The sequence below is a fragment of the Brakhagea baltica genome (assembly GCF_052161605.1).
In the GTDB taxonomy this organism is placed as follows: domain Bacteria; phylum Planctomycetota; class Planctomycetia; order Pirellulales; family Pirellulaceae; genus JBKCUI01.
In genome coordinates this window covers 1,367,407-1,393,230 of sequence record NZ_CP197409.1, presented here as the reverse complement: position 1 = coordinate 1,393,230, position 25,824 = coordinate 1,367,407, and the positions used below count along the sequence as shown (strand labels likewise).

Genomic DNA, 25,824 nt, shown 5'->3' with positions numbered 1-25,824 from the left:
GTCTGGTCAACACCCTTGGGAGACCTCCTGATTAAGTTGTTCTAGCCATCCTTCAGCTTGGTTCATTCGCTGGGTTAGGGATTATCTCTTAATCAATACGCCATATAATCAGGCTCTCAAGTTTGTCGGGCCGTGAATGATTTGGGATGGAAAGAATGATCTCGTTGGATGACTATGAAAAGCTGGGATGGTTTTACTTGGGCAAGAAGTACGACCTTCAGAATCGAGCTTTGCTCGAGGAAAAGGTTAACTATGAGTCAAAGGATTTAACGACTCACGCCCTCTGCGTCGGCATGACAGGGAGCGGTAAGACAGGTCTCTGCTTAAGCTTGCTCGAAGAGGCTGCGATCGACGAGATACCCGTGATTTGTATAGATCCCAAGGGGGATCTCGGCAATCTCTTGTTGACGTTCCCAGAACTTATGCCTTCCGACTTTGAGCCGTGGATTGACTTGGACGAAGCTAGGCGGCAAGGTAAGGATGTGGCTGTCGCTGCTGAGGAAACAGCGGCTAGGTGGCGCAATGGACTAGAAAGTTGGGATATGCCCACGGAGCGAATTCAAAAGCTTCGAAGCAATGTTGATCTAACGATTTTTACCCCAGGCAGCAACATTGGCGTTCCGCTGACGGTGCTTAAAAGTTTCGACGCGCCGTCGCAGTGCGTGATCGATGATACAGAGACTTACCGTGAGAAGATTTCCTCGACCGCTTCAGGAGTGTTGGCGCTACTAGGGATCGAGGCCGATCCCTTGACAAGTCGCGAGCACATCCTAATTTCCAAGATTTTGGACCATGCGTGGAAACAGGGAAACAATCTCGGCTTAGAAGATTTGATTCGACTAATTCAATCACCTCCTATCCAAAAGATTGGGGTTATAGATCTGGAGTTGTTCTTCCCATCTGCGGATCGCTTAAAGTTCTCCATGATTCTAAACAATCTTCTTGCATCGCCGGCTTTTGCGGGTTGGCTCGAAGGACAACCGCTCGATATTAAGCAACTGCTTTACACCACCGAGGGCAAGCCTAGGCTCTCGATTATCTCGATCGCCCATCTCAATGATGCAGAGAGAATGTTCTTTGTCACCATTCTCTTAAGTGAGCTTTTGGCTTGGATGCGTTCGCAACCTGGGACGGGCTCCCTTCGTGCTATTTTTTACATGGATGAGGTTTATGGCTATTTCCCACCATCTGCCAAGCCACCCTCCAAGCCTCCGATGTTGACTTTGCTCAAGCAAGCGCGAGCCTTTGGATTGGGCATCGTACTGGCGACTCAAAACCCAGTCGATTTGGATTATAAAGGGCTCGCCAATATGGGAACATGGTTCCTTGGTAGGCTCCAGACACAGCGGGATAAAGATCGAGTGCTGGATGGGCTTGAGGGAGCTGCACTGCAACAAGGCAGCGGGTTTGACCGATCCAGCATGGAAAAAGCTTTATCCGCCCTCGGAAATCGCGTATTCTTGATGAACAATGTTCATAACGATGGGCCAACGATCTTTCAAACGCGTTGGGCGCTTTCTTATTTACGAGGACCTCTCTCGCGCCAGCAAATCTCCAGCTTGATGAAAGCGAAACGCGAGGCATCTCAGGCACTGCTGGGCGCTGTGGAATCAAGCATGAATCCAACCGGCACTCTAACGTCGAATTCAGCTTCTTTACGAAGTACTTCTTCGTCGGCTGGTTCACGACCGATCATACGCCCCGAGATTCAAGAACGCTTTGTTGCACCGACGAAGCTTCCGGCTGCGACCAGCAGTCTAGTTTATCGTCCGGCGGTGATCGTCAACGCTTCGCTCCATTACGTGAGAGCAACAAATTCGATCGATGTGTGGCGGGATGTGCATTACGTATCGCAAGTCACAGATTCAATACCTGAAGATCTTTGGCCTGCCGCTCTGGCTTGTCCATCTGGTACCTGGTCGCTGAGCACAAATCCAGAGGACTCCTTTTCCTACGAACCAGTTCCCAGCGAACTGCTATCCGACAAAACCTATAAACGCCTCGAAAAATCTTTTGCGGATTTTGCGTTCCGGCATCTTCCTTGTCGGGTTTACTTGTGTAAAGCTCTTAAACAAACCTCTGCACCGGACTTGTCAGAGCCCGATGCCAGAATTTACTTCGCAATGGCAGCGCGAGAAGCAAAAGACAAGGCTATCGAGGATATACGCGGTAAATATGCGACTCGGTTCCGGACTCTGCAAACTAGGATCTCAGCTGCTGAGCTTCGAATCGATAAAGAGCGTCAACAATCGCAAACGCGGAAGCTCGAAGGGTTTCTCAACGCGGGCACGTCGATCCTGGGCGCGTTATTCAGCAATAAATCATCTAGTCAAGCGAGAGCTACCAAAGCCGCCTCGGCCGTGAAGAACATCAGTAAGGCGAATGCGGCGGCTGGTGGTTTGGCTCGGGCCGAGCAGTCTCTCGATGAACTTTTGCGGCAACGAGAAGAATTGGAGCAGGAGATTGAAGGGGAGGTGGCTATACTTCATTCACGTTTCTCGGCGGAGAATTTGGAACTCGAACTAATCGAGATCCCACTCAGGAAGGCGGATACCAAGATCGGCCTCATCGGGCTGGCGTGGATCCCTTGGCAAGTTTCACAGGCAGGGGCCGCCTCACCGCTTGTTTCATTCGAGGTATAGATGCCAACTAGTAAATCGGAGTATGTCGAATATCTGGCGGGCCTTGCAGAACGACGCAAGGAGCGGCAGAAACGACGCGAGGTGGAATCCTTTCACGCCTCGATGAGTTCCAAGGAAAAGGATGCCTTGGTTTCTCGATCTCATCGATCGTTCTTTCAATTGTTTCGGTCTTTTTGGGGGATGCTGAGAGGGCATTACAAGAAGCTGCTTGTTGGATTGTTCACTTTGACGATTTCGACAGGTTTGGCGTTGATCCCTCCGCTGGGTACGAAGTTTGCAATTGATTATGCGCTGACCAAACCGCCTCTTGCACCGCGAGATTGGGCTGGAGTTTCGTTTTCGAGTTGGACACCGTTGGAGCTCCTCGTGTGGATTGCGATCGGCGTGACCGTTATAACGTTGATTCGCACTATTATTCACCTTTGGGGGCGTTGGCTTTGCACTAAGACTGTGCAGCAGGTGTCCATGTCGATTCGGAAACGTGTCTTCGAGCATATGTTGCATATGCCCTTGCACAAAATTCAACAGCTCAAGTCGGGAGGTGCAACGAGTTTGATCCGTGAGGATGCTGGTGGTATTGCGGAATTGATTTTCAGTATGGTTTATAATCCATGGCAAGCCATCGTACAGCTTACAGGCAGCCTGATCATACTGGCGTTTGTCGATTGGAAGCTTCTTGCTGCCGGAATACTTCTTTTGCCCGCAGTCTACTTAAGCCATCGGACCTGGATTTACGCGATTCGCCCTCTATACAAGGATGCTCGGGAAAGGCGTCAAAAGATTGATTCCAGTACAACGGAAACCTTTGGTGGGATTCGGGTTGTTCGAACATTCGCGAGGCAAAAAACCGAGACCAAGAGGTTCACGTGGTGGAGCCATGTCCTAGTCCGACAAAATCTTCTTGTGTGGTGGAAGACACGAATGATCGAGATCATCTGGGAGGTGCTTATTCCGCTGGCTTCGACCGCACTCCTCGTCTACGGGGGATGGCAAATAATGCAGGATCAACTAACACTAGGTGATTTGATGATGTTTTTGGTCTATTTGACCATGCTTCTCGGACCAATTGCAACTTTGACAGGCAGTGCCGTTCAGTTTCAAAACAATCTCGCTGGACTGGATCGGGTGCTTGATCTGTTGGCGACTCCCCGCGAACTTCAAGACTGTCATGGTGCTGTAAGACTCGCGCGTCGGGATGTAGCAGGGGTGATGACCTTTGAAGATGTTTCGTTTCGATATCCGGAATCGGAAAGTAGTGTCCTTTCTAACATTTCTTTTACCACCTCACCTGGTTCGACTGTAGCGATTGTTGGTCGGAGTGGTGCGGGCAAAACCACCCTATGCAATCTGGTGGCACGTTTTTTCGATCCCACTTCCGGTGTGATTCGCCTCGATGGTGTCGACTTGCGAGACATTAAATTGCACTCATATCGCAAGCTGCTCGGAGTTGTCGAGCAAGACGTGTTTCTTTTCGACGGTACTATTCAGGAGAACATTTCCTATGGTCGCCGTCGAGCTACGCAAGCCGAGGTCGAGGCGGCGGCCCGTTCCGCAGCGGCCCACGAGTTCATAATGGAATCACCAAAGGGCTATCAGACGAAAATCGGGGAAAGGGGATTCAAACTCAGCGGTGGGCAGCGACAAAGGCTCGCGATTGCACGTGCTATTCTGGCGGATCCCAAGATTTTGATTCTCGACGAAGCGACTAGCAACTTGGATAGCCAAAGCGAAAGATTGATTCAGAATAGCTTGGCAACTCTATTACAAAACCGTACTTCCTTCGTCATCGCGCACCGATTGAGTACAATTATGAACGCCGACCTGATTTTGGTCATGGACGCGGGTAGGATCGTGCAAGTCGGTAATCATGCGAGTTTGCTCGAGAGCGAAGGGGTGTATCAACAGATGGTTCGATTGCAAACAGAGAACCCCATCGCAATCTCGTCAGACGAGGATTAAATAAGCATTGTGTACGAGGGTACATTCATTGTTCGGTTTGGAAAGTATGTAGCACTATGTTCGAATCGTTAGCAGGAAAGGCTATTTTGGCGTCTCCCTTTCTTGAGGACCCCAATTTTTTTCGCACGGTCGTTCTGATGCTTCAGCACTCGGATAAGGAAGCCTTGGGACTAGTTCTCAACCGCCCTACAGACTTTACGCTTCACAAAGTCGTGTCGATGGTTTGCGAGGTCGAGTGCATCCATGATGGATGGTTGCATTATGGCGGGCCGGTTGATGGTCCCCTCATTGCTTTACACGACTCTAGTTCATTGGGGGGGACCAAATTGTCGGACGAGCTTTGGGTAACGACCGATCAAGAAATTCTGAAGAAACTATTTACCTTTAAGGACGTCCGATTCAAACTTTTTGATGGTCTGTCAGGCTGGGGGCCGGGCCAATTGGAGCTGGAACTTGCTTCTGGAAGCTGGTTGATTTCCCAGATCGATGATCCTGTGATCTTGCAGGAAGATGACTGCTGGGACGATCTGGTGAAACAGATTGGCGACGAGATCGTACTTAAACAGATCGATGCACCGCTGAACTCTAACCCTGAGTTGAATTAGGAGGGGACAATCACGCTCTTCGTTCCCCAGAGCTTGCCACCCAGGTCCACCAACGTCGTGCCTGCACGCATGCCGCCAGGAAATTGGATTTCACGGAAGTATTAGTCCGCTTGTTTTCTTTTGAGAAGCGCGACGGGCTTTGATCCGGAGGTAGGGCCGAATGAATTTTGCACGATGCCCCGACGAGTCGATCTCCGCATCGGTCTTGATATGATCGGGTTCCGTAAGGTCTTCGATCACCATACCTGCCCGGCAGATACCGCCGAGAATCGCCTCGAGCGAGTGGGAGATTTCGGTGGCGTCGGTTTCGCGAAGCGGACTCTTCTGACCGTGCGGGACCGGTTTGGAAACGCTACCCACCTCGGATTCCACCCAGTATTTGCCACGATCTGTTAAAAGCGAGCATTGCAAACTAAAGGGGGATTTATGCTGGGAGACATAGAGTCCTCCCGGTCGGAGCACGCGTGCAACCTCCTCGAAAACCGGTTGCAACTGGCTTACATAGCAAGTGCTCACGGGGTGAATCACAAGGTCGAATTCTTCATCCTTCAGCATGGGCATCGACAGCATGGACGCTTGAATCAACCGTGCATTAAACCTGTAGTGTGCGCATATTTCTCGATCGAGTTCCAGCATTCCTTCGCTGATATCGACAACGGTGACGTCGGCACTAGCGGCGGCATAAAGAGCGCTGTGCCTACCCCCGCCAGCAGCCAAGCAGAGCACCCGCCAACCTCGAATACATCCTCCCAACCAACCTCGCCCATCCACCACCTCGAGCGGACACTTTAGCTCTTCGGGAGTAACAGGTTGTGCCAGAACATGGCCTGCTTTCGCCATGCGATTGTAAGCGTTGCGATTTTGCAATTCCGTGGGCGACAGGGGGTCGATCAAGGTGACTTCTTAACCTGTCTGAGTTGTCTTAACATGGTTTCCATATCGGGTGTTCGTTGGTCGACGTTGGCTTTGATTGCGCCCATCACCGCGTTTGCAAGAGTTTTATCCAGATCTGGTCGAAGCTCCAAAATCTCGGTCGGTGGGGCAGTGTCGTGGTGCAGGGCCGCTTTACCAGTCGTATCGGACGTTTGCCAAGGCAGATCAAAGGTAATGATATGGTAACAGGTTACACCAAAGGAGAAGATATCGACTCGCTTGTCGGTACTGCGACGCCGCACAATCTCTGGAGACATGTATAGTGGAGTCCCAGTCCGATTACCTGGCAACATAAAGTGCTTGGTTGCTGGCAGGGTCAATCCAAAGTCGATCAGCTTAACAACCTTTAGATCTTGGCTGCAGATGTAGTTGCGGGGGCAGACGTCTCTGTGAATGAATTCTTTTTTATGGACGTAGTTAAGAGCCTCCGCCATCTGGGTGATCAAGCTCAGTCTATTCCCCTGGAGCGCCTTCTCATCCTTTTCCAGAACTAGAACCTGCAAACCAGGGCCGTCCACGAACTCCATGACGATGTAGGGTTGGTTTTTCGTCGTAAGCCCATACTCGAGGGTCTGCGCAATATTCGGGTGGTTCATCTGAGCGCCGATTTCCCCCTCGGACGGTTTGTTGAGACCCTTAAATCTGGCTTCAAAAAACTCGACCTTATCCACATCGCATAGTTTTACTCCAACGATGCGGTTGTTGTTCTCTCGATCTTTGGCAACAAAAAAATTGCTCATCGTTCCGGAAATAGCGGAACGAATACGTTCGAAGCGAGCTTCTACATCCACCCGTTTTGAGGAGGCAACGCCACTGGTGGTTGCAGCATCCTTTTTGAAGAGTTTCTCGAATATTCCCATGCACCCAGTATAGCTACCGATTTTATTTGTCGATATCCATCCAGGAACCTTGAATCCACCGTTGTTGCGGAACGAACCTCGCTTTGTAACTAAGATGTGGATTCTCCGCGACGTACATACCCAAATAGAGATGCTTTCGTTTGGTTTTGAGGCAGAACTCTATTTGCTTCAGAATGGAGTAGGTCCCAATGGACAATTTGGAGTGATCGGGATCAAAATAGGTATAAACGGCAGAAATCGAATTGTCGCCAAAATCGATCACGGAAACCGCCACTAACTGTCCATTGAGATAAAACCTAAGTTCATTGGTTTGTTCGCAGCAACTCTCGACGAGAAAACTTTCGTAGTCGTCCAGTCCGTATTCCGAGTTGTCCTCGCCCAGATTTCTCTCGGAACGATGCCTGTTAAAGAGCAGCAGATGTTCCTCGTCACAAACCGTAGGGCCGTGTTCGCACCGAAGAAGTCGATCTCCTCTAGACAAGATTCTCTTCCAAGATCGCGTCCACGCAAAGTGATCGACGTCGACACGGGTTGGCTCACAAGCACGACAGCCTTCACATGCTGTAAAATACAAAAAGACCCCCGCACGTCTCAAGCCAGCAGCGAAGACCTCATCCATGGTTTTCCCCGGCAATCGATGTTTGCAAAGGACCAGCGGCAAGTTTGCCGTTCGGTGCTCTAGATAAGCGCATGCATGCACGTTGGGCAAAACGGTATCTGCGGGAACTGAAGCTGGGATTCGCTTCTGAGTTCCTCCTGCGATCGGCAAAGTTCGAGGCGGTTTTTCGGCAGGCATAGGGATCCCATTGAAGGAGAACAGCGGTTGAATTGTAAGCTTTCCGGGGAGTGCTGGCTAGCATATTGTCACGGCTTGACAAATTCAGATTTCTACTAGCCGCGAGCTGAAAAGATAATTTTTCGCCGCACCAAACTCCTTCTTGGTCCAAAAAAATTGCCGCCATTCGTTCTCAGTGGAGGCCGGTGGCTCCCTGCGACTCCTTGAAATCGTAGTCTCAAGAGAGTCATTTTTGGCTGCAATGACTTTACCTTGGGCTCCATAATGCGAACACTTGTTTGGCAAAACCAGTTCGCATTGTTGGGATCGATGTTATACTCTCAATAACGGTTTTGTCTAACACCAGTAAAGGCGTCGCCGTGAAACCAAACCAAAAGAGATACGGGGAGGAGCCCGTCTCCAATCCCAGCCATGTTGTTCGTAAAAAAGTGAGTTCAGTCGAGATGAGTTCGTACCAGGGCCTCGACGCCATTCTTAAGAACTGGCACTTTGACCCGCACTCCCTCTCTGTACGCTTGGTCAAGGGAAGCGATGGAAGAGACGTGATCCAGATGAGAGTCGATCTAGGGGTTTTGCAGATGGAAACGAACGGCCGTCCGGACGGTGGGAAGTTTGAAGGGTGCCAGACCTTTTTAGACGCTTTGCTGGAACACGAGAAGGAGGAGCCCGAGTTCGTCATGTCTGAAAAGCAGTGTTTTGAGGCAGACCGAGAATTTGTACAGTTCTATCATCGTCGGATATCCTGGCTAAGACTTGAACACTATCACCGAGCGGTTGAAGACGCCGATCACACCTTAGCTCTTATGGATGTTTGTCGCGACCACTCTCCCGAAGAGGAATGGACGATGAGCCACGAACAGTATCGGCCGTTCGTATTGTTTCATAGAACCCAGGCTGCTGCTCTTGCCTCGCTAGATGATTCGTCTCCTGAAACGGCCATCAAGGAGATCAATCAAGGACTCGAGACAATCCGCGCCGTGTTTGAAGAGCACGAGGCAAGCGATGAATTTGAATCAGATGAGATGGTCCAACAACTTGTGAAGCTGCGCGAATCGATCCGAAACGAATATGAGGTCGGGGATAGCTTGCAAGAAAGGTTGGCGGCTGCGGTACGAGATGAACAATACGAGCTGGCAGCTAAGCTTAGAGATGAGCTGGCTCGCAAGCATGCACACTAGCCTGCACAAATTTCACCTTAACGATCATTTATCAACTTCAACTTGTCGTTCAACAGCAACATGAAAAGTAAACAACTTCAGTTTCTGGCGGCGGTACTCCTCCCCGCTGCCCCCTTTTTCAGTTTCTCGATTTCGCATTGCTATTCTCAACAAAGCGATGTTGCGATTGTTCGTAACGACGAACGGGCTCGGATTGTCGAAAAGGGGCTGAACTTCCTTCGAGAGTCCCAGCTTCCCGATGGTTCCTTTAGCACGACTCGCGGCCCTGGAGTAACGGGGTTGTTGTTATCAAGCATGCTCGCTTCGGGACTTACCACCGATGATCCCATGGTGGACAAATCACTCGGGTTCCTTTTGAAATCGGTTCGCGACAATGGAGGCATCTATGCTGAGGGGTCGGTACATGCCAATTATGAGACATGTCTTGCCATCTCCGCCCTCTCGAAATTGAATACAAATGGCGAATACAACCTCATCCTCAAGAATGCAGAGAGATTTGTTAAGGAGCAGCAATGGGACGAGGGTGAAGGGATCACAGCCGAGAGTCCAGAATATGGAGGAGCAGGCTATGGTAGTAAATCTCGTCCTGATCTATCCAATACGGCATTCCTGATCGAGGCTTTACGAGACGCAGGCTGCGCCGAGGATGACCCAGCGATCCAAAGAGCGTTGCTTTTCGTTTCTCGCTGTCAGAATTTGGAATCCCCCCACAACGACACCCCGTTTGCAAATCGATCTAACGATGGTGGTTTTTACTACACTCCCGCAAACGGCGGCGAATCTATGGCGGGTGTTGACGAGACGACCGGTGCATTACGTTCGTATGCTTCGATGTCCTATGCGGGCTTGAAGAGCATGATTTACGCCGGAGTCGACAAGTCGGACGTTCGTGTAAAAGCCGTCTCCGATTTCTTGAGCAAGAACTACTCTGTAAACTCGAATCCTGGTATGGGGGATACTGGACTCTACTACTATCAGCATACGATGGCCAAGGCGCTGTCTGCACTCGGCAGCGACGAGTTCGAGACTGTGAAAGGAAAGCGTAACTGGAAAAACGAACTCGGCGACCAGCTGAAATCAACGCAACAGGAAAACGGTTCTTGGCTTAATTCCAATCCACGATGGATGGAGGGTGACCCAAATCTCGTAACTGGTTACGCTCTGCTCGTTCTTTCCTACTTAAAGTAGAAATGGAATATCGTGCCAGCATCGAATAGGTTGTTGCCCTGGTAAAACAGAAAAGGCCAAGACATTTGTCTTGGCCTTTTTTTAATTCTTTTCTCGACTGCTCGATTTTATCTCTAGTAGCGGATGATGAAATCAGCAGTGATACGATTATCAAGAACTCCGCGACGCTGGGTCAGCGGGAACTCAAAGGCGATACCAGTTTCGATGTTGCTTCGGGGCTTGTACTTGAGACCGTAAGCGTTGGTTACGATATCGTTGCCTCGGATACCGGGTGCTCCCAGGTTAAACAGGTCTCCGCCTTCGATCGATAACGGAAATGCCGTTGCGTTATTGTTGAAGTGAAACCAATTGAACTCGGTGAACGCATAAACTCGTGTTCCACTGATTCTGTAGTCGAAGTGATTCGACCAGAACCAAAAGGAGTTCTCGGCATTTTCGTCGATAGCTTGAGCCAAGCCTACAGTACTCAGCCAGTGCGATTGAGTACCGACCCGAGTTCCACCCGACAGGAAGAAGTTGAAGACACCGTCTCCGTTTCCTTGGAGAGTGCGTCGCGAACCACTCGGAGCCTCAAAGGTGACCCCTGCCGAAAGCAGCCTTCCAGCCGATGCGTCGCGATAGAGGCTATACTTTAAACCTGCACAAAGGTCCATCCATCCGTCTTGAAGGATGGGGCTGTTCGTATCTGCGAAACCATCCTTCACTGCGATAACGGACAAGTTTTCGGTGATTCTAGCTCTCAGTTGAAGCGCATAGATTTGGACACGTCCGAGGCCTTCAGGAAGCTTGTGATTTGCGTAAATTGCTCGAGCTTCTGACAGCTGACGTGGATCTTCAAAGAAGACCGGGTTAGTCATCGGGCTGATAAAATCATCAAAACATTGTTCAGATCTTTTGATGATTCCCAAGCCGAGCAGCCCTGGGTCGCGTAATGACAGGCCGTCGCACGACGATCCACCATCACAGCCACCAAATGCCCACCTGCTATCGTCGCACAGTGAGGACGTGAAGCATCCGCCTGTCTCACAGGAAGCTAGTTGAATGCTGTCATTTGCAGTCGCCACTCCAGTGGCTAGGCAAGACACAAAGCTTGCCAAGAAAATTTTTCGTAACATCCTTGTTTCCTTCGTAACAAAAAAATTGGAACCCTATAGGTGGGAGGGCTATCGGAAAAATTCACCAACGGCCTGAATGACTGGATTCAAACTCACAGGAATTCGCTCCAACTTTTAACTCCATAGTCCACAGAATCGGTAATGTTAAACAGACTTGGCACACGAAAACTTTCTGTCTCGCTGCATCTGTGCAAAAATTACACGGCCCTAATTTGTCTCGATACAATTGGCGTCGCCTAGGTATTTTTTCGTATGGCTCACTTTGCTGTGGCAGCGTAAAGAGCTCCCGACCAACCAGATTCTTTACGGTATAGTAGTTAATTCGGGGGGGGGCAGGGAATGGATTCGAGTAAGAAGCGGAATAGCTCAAGGATAGTCATGAAACTCTGGAGCAAGCGAGAATTAAACCTGCTCCGTGATGCAGTCGTCCTTTGGTATCGACAACACGGGAGACCACTTCCTTGGAGGAACACACTCGATCCGTATCGAATCTGGGTGAGCGAGATCATGCTGCAACAGACCGTCGTCGCGGCCGTCATTCCCTACTTCTTTCGATTTCTGGAATCCTTCCCTACCGTCGAATCCCTTGCCAACGCAGACGAACAGGAGGTTTTAACGCATTGGGCTGGATTAGGATATTATCGCAGAGCCAAACAGTTGCATGCGGCTGCCAAGAAAATCCGCGATGAGTCTGCGGGGCAGTTTCCAACCGCCTTTGACGAGATTTCTAGTCTACCCGGTGTAGGACGCTATACCTCAGGGGCTATCATGTCCTTCGCGTTTGATAAACCCTATCCAATCGTGGAAGCCAACACGCAGCGACTCTATGCAAGACTGCTTCGTTTACCGGGGCAAATGACGGATCGGACCGTACAATCGGAGTTGTGGAAGTTCGCCGAGTCCTTCTTGCCCGAGGGACCCGGCAGCGGTGAAGCCAATCAAGCAATGATGGAACTGGGGTCGCAAATTTGTTCTCCAAAATCACCACGCTGCCAGGAGTGTCCGCTCGCAAAACTTTGCCCCACCTACAAACACTCCGAACAAGAATTAATCCCCACTCCAAAACCTCCTCGCATCTATGAGGAACGTCGTGAAGCAGTCTTGCTCCTTCAAAATCATAATCAACAATTCCTGATGCGACGTTGTGAACAGGGGGAACGCTGGGCCGGTCTTTGGGATTTTCCTCGCTATGACGTGACTGCTTGTAAGACGGATGCAGAAGCGATCGATTCCATCCAATCACAATTCACGGAGCAATTCGGTCTGTCGTACGATTTACGCTCGGAGTCTGAATCCATAAAACACGGTGTTACCCGTTACAAAATCACGCTGCGTTGTTTTCATGGTATCGTCAATGACTCTTTGATGGTCGCGGAGTCCAAGCTCCCATCACACGTTGCGCCAGAACACAACTGGTGTACTCTTTCTGAGATTGAGAACTTGCCTCTGAACTCAACGGGCAAGAAACTCTCAACTCGCTTGAAAGAAGCGAACGTTACGAAGTCTAAGCGCGTTAGTAACAACAAAAAAACTCGAAAGACTCATCGCTAAGGCCCCGAGCATCGGGGAAAAACTAATCCCAAGCATCGGTTGGAACATGCCTGTAGCGATCGGGATCAAGATGATGTTATACCCAAACGCCCAGAGTAGATTTTGCTTGATATTACGAAGCGCTGCGGAAGCCATTTCCCATGCATGACAAAGACTGATTAAATCTCCACGCATGAGTACCACGTCGGCTGACTCTATCGCCAGGTCAGTTCCCGTGCCAATTGCAACCCCAACGTCAGCGCAACTAAGCGCTAAAGAATCGTTGATTCCGTCTCCGACAAACGCAAGGCGTTTTCCTTGTGACGATCTTGTCCGTAAGACCTCGGATTTATCCGTGGGTGAGCAACTTGCGTGCAGATTCTGTGGCGCTATGCCGACTTGGTGGGCGATGTAGTTCACGGCGGCTGCATGGTCACCGGAAACTAACAAGGGCTCAATACCGTGCTCTTTCAAAAACTGAATACATGGAATGGCAGATGGCTTGATCGTGTCGGTCACGGCAACCAGTGCAACCAAGTTATTATCCACGGCAACGAAAAACCAACTAGCACCGATTCGTTCCCATTGCGTGATGTAGGGATTCGCTTGCGTGAGAGCGATATTTTTCTCCCTCACAAACCGCTCTGAACCGGCTGCTATCGTTCGCCCATCGGGAAGAGTTCCCTCGAGGCCTAGTCCGGGAAGTGCACGAAAATTTTGGATCGGAATGTGGTAACTGATCCCTTGTGCTTTGGCTGCTTCCAAGACCGCGATCGCCATCGGATGCTCAGAACTAGACTGCAACGCTGCAAGCATATTGAGCGCTTCGGTTTTTGAATAGTCTCCGAGCGTTACGAATTCATGGAGGACAGGTTTTCCTTCGGTGATAGTTCCTGTTTTGTCCAAGGCTACAATGTGGATACCTGCCAGACTCTGGATCGCTTGACCATTTCGGAATAAGACTCCCTTTCTCGCCGCAGTGCCGGATGCCACCATAATGCTGATTGGAACGGCTAAGCCCATGGCGCAGGGACATGCGACGATCAAAACAGTAGCAGCATGTATCATACCCGCTTCGATCCCTCCCTGGCTTCCGAGCCACCACCCAAGCAGCGTTGCTAGGGCGATACAAAGCACAACAGGGACGAAATAGGCTACCACTTGATCCGCCAGCGATTGGATTTGAGGCTTAGCGCTCTGAGCGGCTCGTACAGAATCGACAATCCGAGCTAGCGTACTACCGGAAGCAGACTGCAAAACGCGGCACTGCAGGCGACCGTTACCGTTCATGGTTCCGCCGATGACTTTGTCGCCTGGCAACTTCGAGGCGGGAATGGGTTCGCCGGTCAGCATGCTTTCGTCAACATAGGAACCCCCGTCCTCAACGACTGAATCAAGCGGGATGCTGGAGCCTGGTTTGATTTCGATTAGCTCGCCGACGTGAACTTGCGAGACATCCAATTCCATCCATTGACCATTGCGATAAACCGTTGCGATTTTTGGTTGTAGCTCCAGTAGACCTTGCATGGCTCGGGTCGCTTCTCCTCGCGCCCGCGATTCAAGATACTTGCCCAATAGTACCAGGGAGATGACAACCGCAGATGATTCGTAGTAGACATGCTGGTTCTCGGGCGGGAGCCAATTGGGAAGAAAGGTCGCGACCAAACTGTAACCAAACGCTGCGTTGGTCCCCAGGAGCACCAAGGTGTTCATATCTGGAGAACCAGCCAGTAGGCTTTTTATTCCGTTTCGGTAAAATGGGGCCCCGATCCAAAACTGAACAGGCATGCACAACAACAAAGCGATAAGATTCCAGCTTGTCATGGGAAGCCATAGCATCATCATGTCCATCAGCGGTGTCCAGAGCATGGGAGCCATGGACAGCAGGAACAGAGGGGTAGTGAAAACGAAGGACCAGATAAGGCGTTTGCGGAGTGCACGAAGCTCCAATCGGTGGGTAGACTCTGTTTCAGTTCCGATATCCCTCGAAGACGATTCCTGTTGTTGCTGAGGCTCAATGATTCGTCCTGGGTATCCAGCAGCTTCCAGTGCGTTTAGCAAACTGGCGGTCAATTGGTCTAGTTCAGTTCCCACGACCAAGGCTTCTTCGGTGGCCAAGTTCACAGAAGCCCCGGAGACACCATCAATTCGGGTAAGAACTCGTTCCACCCGACGCACGCAAGCCGCACAGCTCATGCTGGAAACATGGATACGAAGTGTGTCGTGAGCGGGGTTGGCTGTATTCATCACACACCGATTAAGTTCTTGGCTTTTTCGATCAAGGCGCGAGCATCATCCTGGGTGGGTGCTTCGGCGATCAACCGAACGATCGGTTCTGTATTGCTACCGCGCAGGAGAATCCAACGGTCGCTCCAATCGAGTCGAACACCATCGAGTTGGCTGAGGGAATCCGCTTGCAACCCTTCCTTTAAACGGTCGATTGATTGAAGAAGGTCGGCTTTGGTCATCGACATCTTGTCTTTGATCATGACCGATTGAGGGAGGCTAGCCACCAGGTCGGCGATGGATAGATTCTCGCGCGCCATAAGTTCTAAGACTTGAGCCATCCCGACGAAGCTGTCACGAATGAGTCCGACTTCGGGATCGATCGGCCCACCGCTTCCTTCGCCTCCGTAAGCGGCGTTGTTCAGGACCATCATGTCGGCCACGTTGGCTTCGCCGACAGCGCTGTGGAAGAAGGAAACTCCGTACTGCGACGCTAGTTGTTTCATCATACTGCTAGAGGCGCAGTTCGTAACGAGAGGTCCGGTTTGCCCGGTTACTTGATTGCGTTTCAGTCGATTTAGGGCACACAGCACGGAGGTAAATTCCTCGCCGATATAACGTCCATTGGCATCGATGATGGCTAATCGGTCGGCGTCGGGGTCTTGGCAGAAACCGACGTCGAAGCCCCCTGACCGAACAAGTTCGCAGACTCCGGCCAAATTTTCGGCGAGGGGTTCGGGGGGATGGGAGAATTGACCGTCAGGTGTATCTCCTAGGACTTCGATCCTGCATCCGAGCGCCTCGAGAAGTGTTCTACCCAAGCTGCTTCCCGCTCCATGGTTACTATCAAGCAGGACTTTAAAGCCCTTGCGGCTCGATTTTTCTGACGAAGATTTATTGCTTTCCGTAGTCGTGGCTGAGCCGGTTGCATTTCGAATCAGATCGACATCTACGGTTGTCAAGACGGCTGCCAAGTGGGGTTCGTAGGGGTTCCCGATTCTTGTTCGAACACCTAATTGGTCGACGGAGGCCCAATGAAAACTGCCCGATCGGTAGGTTTCGAGTACTTTGGAGCCGGATTCGGCACCGATAACCCGTCCCTCGGGGCTGAAGAGTTTCATTCCGTTGTAGGGGGGCGGGTTGTGGCTCGCTGAGACTTGGATGCCGCCGGCGGCTTGAGAAAACCGGACGAAATAGCCGGCAGTAGGCGTGCTGGCGACATCGAGATCCAGGCATTTTCGCCCGCAGGCAAGAATTGTGGCGGCGATCGCGTCCAGAAGCATGGGGCCGCTAGACCGCCCGTCCCGAGACACGACGATCGGCCCGGGTGGTGCGATTTTGCAAAGAGCGGCCGCATATTTCACCGCGATTTCGGGGGTCAGCTCCAAGCCGACGATACCTCTGAGCCCGCTGATACTGATAATTGGTTCTGGCATAGTGCTAAAAAGGTGGGCTGGAGCAATCGAATTGGAAGAAAAACAAGGAATAACGGGTAAAACCCGTAATGGCGGACCGTCCGGCACTGGCTCTTTGCTTGACAGGGCAATTTAGCCAACTTACCATCGAATTGCCCAAAATTTGTGGAGAATCTGGACGAGTTCCAACTAAGATATCGACTAGGTTGGAAACCAAAACTCTAACTCTATTCCCCTTTTTTGTCATCGACTCAACACTCGTGTAGGCTGGCTTCATGGAACTTTCAGGAATGCTTGTATGGGCAGCTGTCCTTGTTTCCCTGATCGCCCTTATCATTTTTTTGGTAAAGGGTTTCAAAGGGTGGGGGGCATGGATGACGGTGTTGTTTGTCGTTCTATTTATAGAGGGTTGGTGTTTTTTATTCTTCACTGCGGTTATCAACGACAAACGTTTAGCCAACTTAAAGCAGCATGACACGCTGCTGAAGAAGGTCAAAGATTTAGAACAGCAAAAGAACGTATTGCTCTATGGTGAAGCGTACGATCCGAAACCCGATCTACAAAAATACGTTCCGCTTAGCAATGAGTTGAATAGAGTGCTCATCGAGCGGGGAAGAGCTTGGCGGGGGGCACGTGTTGGACAAGTCAATCAACGATCGCTGACTTTTGAGCTTCCGTCCCAAACGGCCAATTCACAGCCAGACGCTCCAGAGGGCGTCGGTCCAGGGGATGGTGCACCGGCCGTTTTGGCAGGTGGAGAAACGCTCAAGCCCACCGATGTCGTTCACTTGTTCAGCGAGGCGGAGGATTTCACCCCTCGTGCCTATGTCGGTGAATTTAAAGTTGAGACTGTAGCAGCAAGCACGGTTACGGTTGTTCCCACCACTCCGCTAACTCCACGACAGTTGCAAGCCGTTAACAACAGCTTGACCTTTGCGATCTACGATTTGTTGCCGATCGACTCCCACGTGGCTTTCGCGAATCCAGGTTCTGAACCGACCGAAGAGGAAATTTTTGGCGCGATGGATCCAGAGGCGATATCCAGGCTACTCGAGATTCCGCTAGAGCTCAGCACTAGGGATCCAAGTACGATGAGCGTCGCGGAGGCGAACCGGGCTAGGATTCTCAATGCTTATTTGCGTGATGGAACACGCGCTTCCGAGGGGACCCCGCTCGAATCTATTGTTTACGAAGTTGAATTCCTGAAGGATTTCGAGCTTAAAGTAGACTCGAACATCACCAACAATGCCGAAACGGGTGGATTCTTCAATCCCGAAGGACAAGCAGTCGATTCTCGAATCAAGCGAGAAGAAGGTCAGACTTTCGTCTTTCGAGCCAATGAGAAAGATGTTTTCAAGCTATACGGTCCGGCCGCTAAAAAGCTCGAGATGGAGGGTATCGTAAAGTTAGGTGCTGCGATTTTTGTTCGTCCGCTCAACGACTACAGTCTCGGACTAAAGAGCACAAGGCGGTTGACCCTTACAGCCCTAGATGAGTTAACGGTTATTGAACGAGAAGTTCGTGTGACGGAGCGATCCCAATCTATCACTCAAGAAGAGTTGATCAAAGCAGAGGACAAGCAGCGACGATTGGAAGCAGACCAAGCCCAGTACAAACTCGAGCTTGATCGCGTTTCCTCGGAGGCGGTTCGCATCCAGAACGAGCTTCAGACAAGACGCCAAGAAGCGGAAGCCCTTTACCGAGATTTGATCGGTATCTACAACAAACGAACCAAGAAGTTAGTTGTTCCGGCTGCAAACTAGGAGAGATTCGCTGCGGCGAGTCTTTAGTCGAGCGGCAGGTGGACCACTTCTGGGGCTTCAATAGGCTTCTTTCTGAACGACAACAAATATCGTTTTGAATAAGATTTTAATATCGACCCACAGCGACCACTCGCGAATATAACGATGGTCGAGAGCGATTCTGGCTTCCATCTTTTCAATCGTGTCTGTCTCCCCTCGGCTACCTTCGACTTGGGCCAAGCCTGTTATGCCAGGTTTGACCTTATGTCGCATCATATAGCCCCGAATCAGTTTTCGGAATTGCTCATTGTGGGCGTTGGCGTGAGGACGTGGCCCCACAAGTGACATGGAGCCCTCTATAACGTTGAACAGTTGCGGCAGTTCATCTAGGGAAGTTCTACGCAGAATGCGACCGATTGGAGTCACGCGAGGGTCGTTCTTTGTCGCTTGCTTGACGACTGGCCCGTTGTCGCAGGTATACATCGAGCGGAATTTCCAAACCAGGATCTCCTTACCATCGAGACCGTATCGTTTCTGACGAAAGAAGATTGGGCCTGGAGAGGAAAGTCGCACCAAAAGTGCGCAGATTAGAAGAATAGGCGAAACTAGTATGCAACCGACTAGGCTTAGCGAGAGATCAAGTAGCCTTTTGAGCCAACCGTCTACGCCGTACATCGGTGATTCAAACACGCTGACCACCGGCAGTCCTCCGACATGCGTCCATCGCGAATGCAGGAGCTCGAAAACGAAGAAATCTGGAACGATATAGACCGACGCGGTCGTGTTGCCGAGTTGGTCCAGCAATGTTTGAATTCTTTTCTCGGCTCGCATCGGAAGCGTAATGAGAACGGTATCGATTTTATTAGCGTGCACTTTTTCGAGAAGCTGATCAATGTTGCCGCAGAATGCAGGCAAGTCTGCTTCTTCCTCAAGACGTCGTTCCGCGTTTCGGTCGTCGTAGAACCCGACGATGTTGATACCAGAATCTGTTGCAATTTTGGCATTCTTAGCAATGTCGTAACCCAGTCTGTTCGCACCCACTATAGCAGTGTTTCGCACGCCAAAGCCGTTATTGCCTAGCCATTCGAGGACGGCACGGATAGTCATGTGGGAAGCCATGAGCGAAAGTCCGCCGAACAGGTACCAGGACAAGATCGTTGCCCGCGCAAAGGATTCGATCTGTTTAGTAAAGACACCAATAAGAATGAGTAGGATGAAAGAGACCGTCCAGGCCAGCGTACACAACCCTACTTCTTCGTTGGCCGATCGATCGCGGCTCGGGCGGTAAATACCCAACGCCTCTCCAACGGCAAACAAAAGGATGCACGCGAGCAAGCAGGCGATAGTTGTCGAACTATTAAGTGGCTGGCCGATCAGCCATTGCACGGCCGGGAGACCGAGACAGAGCAATGCCAGGTCTGAAACATGCTTGATAACGGGAATGGTGGATCGAGTGGGACGGATCGAAATTGCGTTCATGTTAATTGGATTCGTGGCAGTTTGGGTTTTCGGTGTCATGGGGCCGCTTTAGACAAGTACTCCTAGGTTAAACTTTTCGCTATGGGAGCTAACCAAACGTCAATCCTGACTTCAAAGACGATGAGCGGCGATGCAATCCTTACAACCGGCATAGTCGAAGAATCTGAGCGAGAATTAAACCACGGATCAAAGGAAACCGATTTACTCAGGGCCAGGTGAGGACTTCCTCGGGGGCAATCCAGCTACCTGCCCCCATTTCGTTGATGCAAGCCAAAGTGTGAGAATGAAAGATTCCTTAAGCATTCTTTTTCCAGTCCGAAATCAGCAAGAGTCCATCGCATCGCGAGTGGAGGATTTGCTGGAGCACTTTTGCGAAATTTCCAACGATGTACAGATGATCGTTGTCGACGATGCGTCAAGCGATGCAACCCCTGAGGTTCTCGACGACCTCCGGCGAAAGTACCCGCAAATTGAGGTACAGAGGAAACAATCCGCCGTCGGGCCTACGGCAGCGGTGGAGTCGAATTTGCATCTAGCAAGGGGGGAGTTTATCTTCCTTCACCAATCCTATGATCCCATGGAAATGGAGGAGGTAAAGCAATTGTGGAGTTTGCGAAAAGACGACCAGTTGGTCATTGCGCGAGCTGCAACTAGGGTGCGAAAGGTTGATCATCATCTAGTCCAGCGATTGCAAGACTGGGGACGAAAGCTTGAGGAGAATTGGCCTGAGACCAAAACCATCAGTGGCGGCCTCCAAATGATGAAACGGATGGGACTAACGTCCTTGTCCGGAGTGAAGGATACCTTGGAGGAGCTGGAAGTCACACACCAATCCCATCGCAGAATCGGGGCTCCCAACATGTCGAAGTCACGAAGCGGTACCGTAAAGCCAGTTAATGTTAGCTGACCGACCACTAGTCAATTCGGCAGGCATTGACTAAGAAACCGAAGGACTGAGTCTCAAAACCGTTCGGTTACCGGGTTGCCGAAAGTCCAGCATTTCGGCTATACTTTCGTTGGTCTCAGCGGGGCGATTTCCTTTGGTTTCGGGCGAATTAGTTCGAAATGCTTCAGGTAAACCTTGGGCCAAACGATTGTTTGCCAAACCTCTTTTCTTGTCTCTACCCACCTTATTTTCGCACCTTATTTTCGCACCTAATTGGCGACACGCATCCCACTAGCATCAAGCCTCGTCGAGATGTTGGTTTTCAAGCGTGCTGTGCGCACCATCACTTATGAACGACCAAGAACCATCGGAGTCTTTTCGCAAACGCAGGAATCCTGCCCAGTACAAAAAACGAGAAGATCCTCTGTCCTTGTCTGAGGAACTCTACAGAGAGCGTAGACATGCGACGGCAGGAGAGTCATCCAGCCCGATCGATTTCGGATTGCTTCAAAAGATGACTACCGAAGAGCTGTTGCAGCATGCTGTGGAGAGCAGCATACCTCAACCGGAACTGCTCGATCGACAGGAACTGATTTACCAAGTTCTCAAGGCGAAGCTACTCACCTCGGGCATGCTGTATGGTGAAGGGACCCTTGAAATATTGAACGACGGATTCGGGTTCTTGCGTTCAACGAGCCATCACTATCTGTCCTGCACAGATGACATTTACATATCCCCTTCTCAAATCAGGAGATTCGGTCTCACGACAGGCATGACCATTTCGGGGCAGATTCGGCCCCCGAAGGAAAACGAAAGATATTTTGCACTCCTCCGAGTAGAAGCCATCAATCATCGGAATCCTAATGAAGCGAAGTCTCGCAAGCCGTTCGATTCGCTAACTCCGGTTCACCCTCGTGATCGAATGGTCCTTGAAACCAATTCAGAAAGTATTGAGACGCGTGTGGTGGATCTAATTGCTCCGATAGGGTTCGGTCAAAGAGGTTTGATCGTCTCTCCGCCCCGAGCAGGCAAAACTCTGTTGCTACAGAAAATGTCCAAGGCGGTTTTAGCGAACTATCCGAACGCCTATGTTATTGTCCTCTTGATCGACGAGCGACCGGAGGAAGTGACCGATATGCAGCGCGAGGTCAGGGGACCGAAATGCGAGGTTGTTAGCAGTACGTTTGACGAACCAGCTTCGAGGCACATTCAGGTAAGTCAAATGGTTCTGGAGAAAGCAAAGCGTTTGGTCGAAGATGGGGTCGATGTGGTAATCTTCCTCGATTCCATCACTCGGCTTGCCAGGGCATGGAATGGTGAGTGTGCACAATCGGGTAAATTGCTTACAGGCGGTTTGGATGCCAATGCTATGCAGAAACCAAAATCCTTTTTTGGTGCCGCTCGGAAAGTCGAAGAGGGAGGTTCCTTGACCATTATCGCCACAGCATTGGTAGGGACCGGTAGCAAGATGGATGATGTTATCTTTGAAGAATTCAAGGGGACAGGGAACTTGGAAGTGGTCCTGGATCGATCCCTCGTCGATCGGCGAATCTGGCCAGCAATCGATATTTCCTTGTCGGGTACGAGGCGTGAGGAAGCGTTGCTGGACCCAAGCGAGTATGAGCGTGTATGCACGCTTAGGAAAACCCTCGCGGAAATGAGTCCCGTCGATGCAATGTCAGAGTTGGTTTCGAAGTTGAAGAAAACAAAGACTAATGCAGAGTTCTTGTTAGGCATTCGACCTACCTAGCCATGGCGACTCACGTATACCAGATGGGCTTATATCCCCTCGTAGATTTATCGGCGAGCGGTATGATTTCAAGAGAGTGAGAAAGAATGGTAGCTACGAGTTTTCAAAGGGAGTATGCAATAGCATGGCGGTCGAAGTAGAACTTGCCAACGAACTAGACCTCAAGCTGTTCGTCGCCAAGCGAATTGGAATAGTCGTTTCTCGCTACAACAATCACATCACGGATAAGTTAGCCGAGGGTGCTATCCGAACTTTTGAGCAAGCAGGGTTTCAGTCTCAAAATCTGCTGCTTGCGAGGGTACCGGGGGCTTGGGAGCTCGCCTACGGAACTCAACAACTGCTCGCAGACCGCGATTGTATCGGTGTGGTAGCGTTGGGGGCGGTCATTCGAGGCGAAACCACACACGATCAGCATATCAATCGAGCCGTTTCCATGGCCTTGATGCAGTTATCGCTGGACCACAACAAGCCCGTGGGATTTGGCTTGTTGACGGTGAATAATTTGGAACAGGCGATTCAAAGAAGTGGCGGCAATGTCGGAAACAAAGGGGAAGAGGCAGCCCAGGCGGTTTTGGAGTGCTTGAAGTTAAGTGCCGCACTTCCCAGCCACTTACCAGCGGGTCCACAAGGCTAGGCCCGGTGTTGCATTACCTTCTAGACTTATACGCCTAGGCTGAGATCTCAGCTTTGACGATTTCTAGTTTCCTTGAGCTCGAATTCTAGGACAGCCGGTATAAAGGACAAAGACGGTAGCTTCGAAGGAAAACTTAGGACAAGAATTCCCATCTTTTGATGGGCTTCTGCGGGAATCTTTTCCCTGAACTACCATCAAAAAGGTGTGGTAATCCGTTTCTTTTTCCCGACACCTATGGCTTCCAAGAATAAAAAAAATAGGTTTCGCCGACTCTTTGTGGAGTCGCTGGAGGACCGTCGCTTGATGACGCTGCCCTTTGGGGCAGTTCCGAGTGATTTGGGAGAGTTTATGCTGGGGCGCGTCGCGGTCACCCCTGTTCTGCTTGAGAGCGACGGACGCATCGATTCGAATACAGAGAATTGGACACCGGCTCACGTGGCTGAAGTCGAGCGAAACATCCGAGAAGGGCTTCAGTGGTGGACGGACTTGCTCGCTACGCAAAGTTCGCTGCACACCTTGGAATGGGTCATCGATACCACATATCTCGACAACCGTCCGCCGACTCCTTACGAACCCATCTCGAGAATTTCGAATAACTTCACGCTATGGGTTGGCCAGTTCCTCACCGATGTAGGCTATGGAACAACGAGCGACTTGGCCACAAACATTCGTGCCTTCAATCACGACCAAAGAATCAAGCATGACACAGACTGGTCGTTTACGATTTTTGTCGTGAACTCCAGCAACGATGCGGACGGTGCGTTTGCGCCAGGCGGTTCGTTCTCGCGAGCATTCGCCTTCGCGGGTGGATTGTTCCAAGTCATACCATCGACCCGTCCAGCGTCTACTTACGCACATGAGACGGGGCATATGTTTTGGGCGCGTGACGAGTACTCGGGAGGGGGCAATTTCTTTCAGCGTCGCGGATACTACGATTCTCAGAATATGAATGCTGTAGATCTAAATCCGAATCCGAACTTTGTTCAGGCCCCCAGCATTATGTCGGCAGGCAGCAATCTGCAATTTGCTTATGACAACCTAATCACCAGTCCGTTTACCTTGGCGCAACTGGGTTGGGTGGATAGCAATGGCAATCAAATTTTTGATGTTTTGGATGTCCCACTTGATTTGAAGGGGACTGGCAGAATATCGGTCGATGGGCAGACGTTTAACTTTGTTGGAACCGCTGCGGCCCGAGCCCTACACAACCGCAATTCGTCGGGCAATCAAAACGATATCACACTCAATAGAATTAATAGGATTCAGTATCGCCTCAACGGAGGGAACTGGACCGACTACTCTACACACAATACCTTCACACTCGACCTGAATCTCGAAATACCCATTCCCGCTGGGGCAACCGGCACGATCGAAATTCGAGCCCTGAGCGACCAACTGGGTATTACAAGCAATCTGTTCGTTGGCAACCTTGGGACTTCTCCCTCTGTCACGACAACGACAGGCATACAAGGGTTCGTTTGGGAGGACTCTGATCAGAATAGGGCTTGGTCCCGCTCGGAACATGGGCTAGCAGGGGTAACTGTAGCTGTTGTCGATCAGTTTGGTAATCCACTAAACCTGCAACGGCGGTTGGAGCCAGATGACTTGCCGCTAGGGGAAATCCCGACCAGCCAGCCAGGCTTGATGATCGATGCGATCGGCATGAATACCAATGGTAGAGTTCACGCAGTCTTTGACATGGCAGCATCGACTGGAGTGCGGGTCTTTAAACCCGTTTCCTTTAACGGTACTGTGCAGAACGCGTTCCGTGGTAACGATCACCAATTGCGAATACGATTTGACCAATTGACGAGTTACGCATCGATCGACGCTATTGCAGCGACCGACAATACCAGGGTCTTACTCGAGGCTTTCAACAGCAACAATCAACTCATCACACGATCAGAACATCGTGGGATGGCCGTCGGTCAAAGACTTACACTCGAGGTAGGTTCACAAGACGCCAACATTTCATACGTTATCGCGAGGGCTTTTTCTGGCTCATCAGCGATGTTCGACAATTTCCGATACGGAAGCCCCAGCACAGCAGTCACCGCGAGCGACGGCAGCTATCGTTTTCCGTTCCTGCCGGCCGGAACGTATAACCTAAGAATGATTAATGGGCCCATGGGAGCGTCAATCAGCTCTCCAGAAAGTGGGTTGCACACCGTGGCGCTCAGTGCCGGTCAAACCATCGCCGACCTAAATTTCGGTTTGAGCCTCTCGATCAGCCCATGGCGGAATCCCAATCTACCCGAGGATATAGATAATGATGGCCTGGTAACACCGCTCGACGTACTGACGTTAATCAATGAGATCAACCAGCGGGGCTCTAGGGCTTTGGACGGGGCAGGATTGACCTCACCTCCTTTCTACGATCCGAACGGAGATCGTTTTCTGGATGCGTTGGATGTCTTGATGGTCATTAACTTCATCAATTCCCCACCGAATATGCTTGGGGGAGAGTTCGTTGGGGTGAATGCCGAAGAAGGTGGGTCTGTTCCCATCCAACCGATCACAACATTCGCTTTGGATTACCGTAGTGTTCTGCCTCCGATGCGCATCGTCGCAATGTCTGGATTCGGGATAAACATGGTTGGCGAGAATGAACTCGATAGATACCAATGCGACCACGATCACTCGGACGCAGAATCGTTCGAAGATGCTCATCCTTTGATAAACAAATCTGCTACCCCAATCGCACTCCCCAGGGCCACCAGTACCGACCAAATTTTCTTCGGACTTGGGGATTCCTGTTGCTGTCCATCGTGTGCCAGCATCGGTGAAGGGGAGGGAGTGATCGACCTGGTAATGAACCCCGCTGCGCTTTGTACCAAGGCTAATTTTGCCTAGGAAACGAGACAATCTGCACGTATCCCCCGCTGT

Annotated in this window: 18 protein-coding genes; 11 read left to right on the top strand and 7 right to left on the bottom strand. The window is 50.8% G+C overall.

Going from position 1 to position 25,824, the window contains the following annotated elements; translation table 11 throughout:
• The first annotated feature begins 155 nt into the window (after nt 1–155).
• The 3 genes from SH449x_RS05475 to SH449x_RS05465 are packed head-to-tail and all read left to right on the top strand — an operon-like array spanning nt 156 to nt 5,206.
• Nucleotides 156–2,642, top strand: a complete 2,487-nt coding sequence (locus tag SH449x_RS05475) for an ATP-binding protein (RefSeq protein ID WP_482380317.1) — start codon at nt 156–158, stop codon at nt 2,640–2,642.
• Nucleotides 2,643–4,601: an ABC transporter ATP-binding protein gene (locus SH449x_RS05470; RefSeq protein ID WP_482380316.1), complete on the top strand. Its 1,959-nt coding sequence runs from the start codon at nt 2,643–2,645 to the stop codon at nt 4,599–4,601. It begins immediately after the preceding gene.
• Nucleotides 4,602–4,657: 56 nt separating this feature from the next.
• Nucleotides 4,658–5,206, top strand: coding sequence for a YqgE/AlgH family protein (locus SH449x_RS05465; RefSeq protein WP_482380315.1), 549 nt, complete (start codon nt 4,658–4,660; stop codon nt 5,204–5,206).
• A 90-nt stretch (nt 5,207–5,296) separates the two neighbouring features.
• On the opposite strand, the gene SH449x_RS05460 is transcribed toward SH449x_RS05465, so the two are convergent.
• Genes SH449x_RS05460 through SH449x_RS05450 form a run of 3 tightly spaced genes read right to left on the bottom strand, consistent with a single transcriptional unit; the run spans nt 5,297 to nt 7,795 of the window.
• On the bottom strand, nt 5,297–6,100 hold the full coding sequence (locus SH449x_RS05460; protein ID WP_482380314.1) for a class I SAM-dependent methyltransferase: 804 nt from the start codon (nt 6,098–6,100) through the stop codon (nt 5,297–5,299).
• Nucleotides 6,097–6,999: a serine/threonine-protein kinase gene (locus SH449x_RS05455; RefSeq protein ID WP_482380313.1), complete on the bottom strand. Its 903-nt coding sequence runs from the start codon at nt 6,997–6,999 to the stop codon at nt 6,097–6,099. Before SH449x_RS05455 ends, SH449x_RS05460 begins: the two co-directional genes overlap by 4 nt.
• 22 nt (nt 7,000–7,021) lie before the next feature.
• On the bottom strand, nt 7,022–7,795 hold the full coding sequence (locus tag SH449x_RS05450) for an arginyltransferase (protein ID WP_482380312.1): 774 nt from the start codon (nt 7,793–7,795) through the stop codon (nt 7,022–7,024).
• Nucleotides 7,796–8,238: 443 nt separating this feature from the next.
• Between SH449x_RS05450 and SH449x_RS05445 the strand changes: the two genes are divergently transcribed.
• Entirely contained in the window at nt 8,239–8,973 is a 735-nt protein-coding gene (locus SH449x_RS05445) for a UvrB/UvrC motif-containing protein (protein ID WP_482380311.1), read from the top strand.
• 60 nt (nt 8,974–9,033) lie between these two features.
• Nucleotides 9,034–10,161, top strand: a complete 1,128-nt coding sequence (locus SH449x_RS05440) for a prenyltransferase/squalene oxidase repeat-containing protein (protein ID WP_482380310.1) — start codon at nt 9,034–9,036, stop codon at nt 10,159–10,161.
• A 113-nt stretch (nt 10,162–10,274) separates the two neighbouring features.
• On the opposite strand, the gene SH449x_RS05435 is transcribed toward SH449x_RS05440, so the two are convergent.
• Nucleotides 10,275–11,276: a hypothetical protein gene (locus SH449x_RS05435; RefSeq protein WP_482380309.1), complete on the bottom strand. Its 1,002-nt coding sequence runs from the start codon at nt 11,274–11,276 to the stop codon at nt 10,275–10,277.
• A 378-nt stretch (nt 11,277–11,654) separates the two neighbouring features.
• On the opposite strand from SH449x_RS05435, the gene mutY reads away from it, so the two are divergent.
• Entirely contained in the window at nt 11,655–12,827 is a 1,173-nt protein-coding gene (gene mutY / locus SH449x_RS05430) for an A/G-specific adenine glycosylase (RefSeq protein ID WP_482380308.1), read from the top strand.
• Here mutY and SH449x_RS05425 read toward each other — a convergent pair.
• Nucleotides 12,747–15,053, bottom strand: a complete 2,307-nt coding sequence (locus tag SH449x_RS05425; RefSeq protein WP_482380307.1) for a heavy metal translocating P-type ATPase — start codon at nt 15,051–15,053, stop codon at nt 12,747–12,749. The genes mutY and SH449x_RS05425 overlap by 81 nt on opposite strands.
• The gene (locus SH449x_RS05420; RefSeq protein ID WP_482380306.1) at nt 15,053–16,468 is read right to left on the bottom strand and encodes a phosphohexomutase domain-containing protein; all 1,416 of its coding nucleotides are present in this window, start codon (nt 16,466–16,468) and stop codon (nt 15,053–15,055) included. Before SH449x_RS05420 ends, SH449x_RS05425 begins: the two co-directional genes overlap by 1 nt.
• Nucleotides 16,469–16,821: 353 nt before the next feature.
• Between SH449x_RS05420 and SH449x_RS05415 the strand changes: the two genes are divergently transcribed.
• The gene (locus SH449x_RS05415) at nt 16,822–18,210 is read left to right on the top strand and encodes a hypothetical protein (protein WP_482380305.1); all 1,389 of its coding nucleotides are present in this window, start codon (nt 16,822–16,824) and stop codon (nt 18,208–18,210) included.
• A 57-nt stretch (nt 18,211–18,267) separates the two neighbouring features.
• Here the strand turns inward: SH449x_RS05415 and SH449x_RS05410 are convergent, their stop codons facing one another.
• Entirely contained in the window at nt 18,268–19,668 is a 1,401-nt protein-coding gene (locus SH449x_RS05410; protein WP_482380304.1) for an undecaprenyl-phosphate glucose phosphotransferase, read from the bottom strand.
• Nucleotides 19,669–19,951: 283 nt separating this feature from the next.
• Between SH449x_RS05410 and SH449x_RS05405 the strand changes: the two genes are divergently transcribed.
• From SH449x_RS05405 to SH449x_RS05390, 4 genes are all read left to right on the top strand, one after another.
• Nucleotides 19,952–20,575, top strand: coding sequence for a glycosyltransferase family 2 protein (locus SH449x_RS05405; RefSeq protein ID WP_482380303.1), 624 nt, complete (start codon nt 19,952–19,954; stop codon nt 20,573–20,575).
• Between the two features lie 328 nt (nt 20,576–20,903).
• Nucleotides 20,904–22,304, top strand: a complete 1,401-nt coding sequence (rho, locus tag SH449x_RS05400; RefSeq protein WP_482380302.1) for a transcription termination factor Rho — start codon at nt 20,904–20,906, stop codon at nt 22,302–22,304.
• Nucleotides 22,305–22,428: 124 nt separating this feature from the next.
• On the top strand, nt 22,429–22,938 hold the full coding sequence (gene ribH / locus SH449x_RS05395; RefSeq protein WP_482380301.1) for a 6,7-dimethyl-8-ribityllumazine synthase: 510 nt from the start codon (nt 22,429–22,431) through the stop codon (nt 22,936–22,938).
• 234 nt (nt 22,939–23,172) lie between these two features.
• The gene (locus tag SH449x_RS05390; protein WP_482380300.1) at nt 23,173–25,791 is read left to right on the top strand and encodes a dockerin type I domain-containing protein; all 2,619 of its coding nucleotides are present in this window, start codon (nt 23,173–23,175) and stop codon (nt 25,789–25,791) included.
• Nucleotides 25,792–25,824: the final 33 nt, after the last annotated feature.

Bases quoted from the DNA above. Each gene is read 5' to 3' on its own strand.
- SH449x_RS05390 (WP_482380300.1), top strand. From the start codon at position 23,173: ATGGCTTCCAAGAATAAAAAAAATAGGTTTCGCCGACTCTTTGTGGAG.
- SH449x_RS05470 (WP_482380316.1), top strand. From the start codon at position 2,643: ATGCCAACTAGTAAATCGGAGTATGTCGAATATCTGGCGGGCCTTGCA.
- mutY (WP_482380308.1), top strand. From the start codon at position 11,655: ATGAAACTCTGGAGCAAGCGAGAATTAAACCTGCTCCGTGATGCAGTC.
- SH449x_RS05425 (WP_482380307.1), bottom strand. From the start codon at position 15,053: ATGAATACAGCCAACCCCGCTCACGACACACTTCGTATCCATGTTTCC.
- SH449x_RS05405 (WP_482380303.1), top strand. From the start codon at position 19,952: ATGAAAGATTCCTTAAGCATTCTTTTTCCAGTCCGAAATCAGCAAGAG.
- SH449x_RS05410 (WP_482380304.1), bottom strand. From the start codon at position 19,668: ATGAACGCAATTTCGATCCGTCCCACTCGATCCACCATTCCCGTTATC.
- SH449x_RS05435 (WP_482380309.1), bottom strand. From the start codon at position 11,276: ATGTTACGAAAAATTTTCTTGGCAAGCTTTGTGTCTTGCCTAGCCACT.
- SH449x_RS05445 (WP_482380311.1), top strand. From the start codon at position 8,239: ATGAGTTCGTACCAGGGCCTCGACGCCATTCTTAAGAACTGGCACTTT.
- rho (WP_482380302.1), top strand. From the start codon at position 20,904: ATGAACGACCAAGAACCATCGGAGTCTTTTCGCAAACGCAGGAATCCT.
- SH449x_RS05455 (WP_482380313.1), bottom strand. From the start codon at position 6,999: ATGGGAATATTCGAGAAACTCTTCAAAAAGGATGCTGCAACCACCAGT.
- SH449x_RS05450 (WP_482380312.1), bottom strand. From the start codon at position 7,795: ATGCCTGCCGAAAAACCGCCTCGAACTTTGCCGATCGCAGGAGGAACT.
- SH449x_RS05440 (WP_482380310.1), top strand. From the start codon at position 9,034: ATGAAAAGTAAACAACTTCAGTTTCTGGCGGCGGTACTCCTCCCCGCT.
- SH449x_RS05475 (WP_482380317.1), top strand. From the start codon at position 156: ATGATCTCGTTGGATGACTATGAAAAGCTGGGATGGTTTTACTTGGGC.
- SH449x_RS05415 (WP_482380305.1), top strand. From the start codon at position 16,822: ATGACGGTGTTGTTTGTCGTTCTATTTATAGAGGGTTGGTGTTTTTTA.
- SH449x_RS05465 (WP_482380315.1), top strand. From the start codon at position 4,658: ATGTTCGAATCGTTAGCAGGAAAGGCTATTTTGGCGTCTCCCTTTCTT.
- SH449x_RS05420 (WP_482380306.1), bottom strand. From the start codon at position 16,468: ATGCCAGAACCAATTATCAGTATCAGCGGGCTCAGAGGTATCGTCGGC.
- ribH (WP_482380301.1), top strand. From the start codon at position 22,429: ATGGCGGTCGAAGTAGAACTTGCCAACGAACTAGACCTCAAGCTGTTC.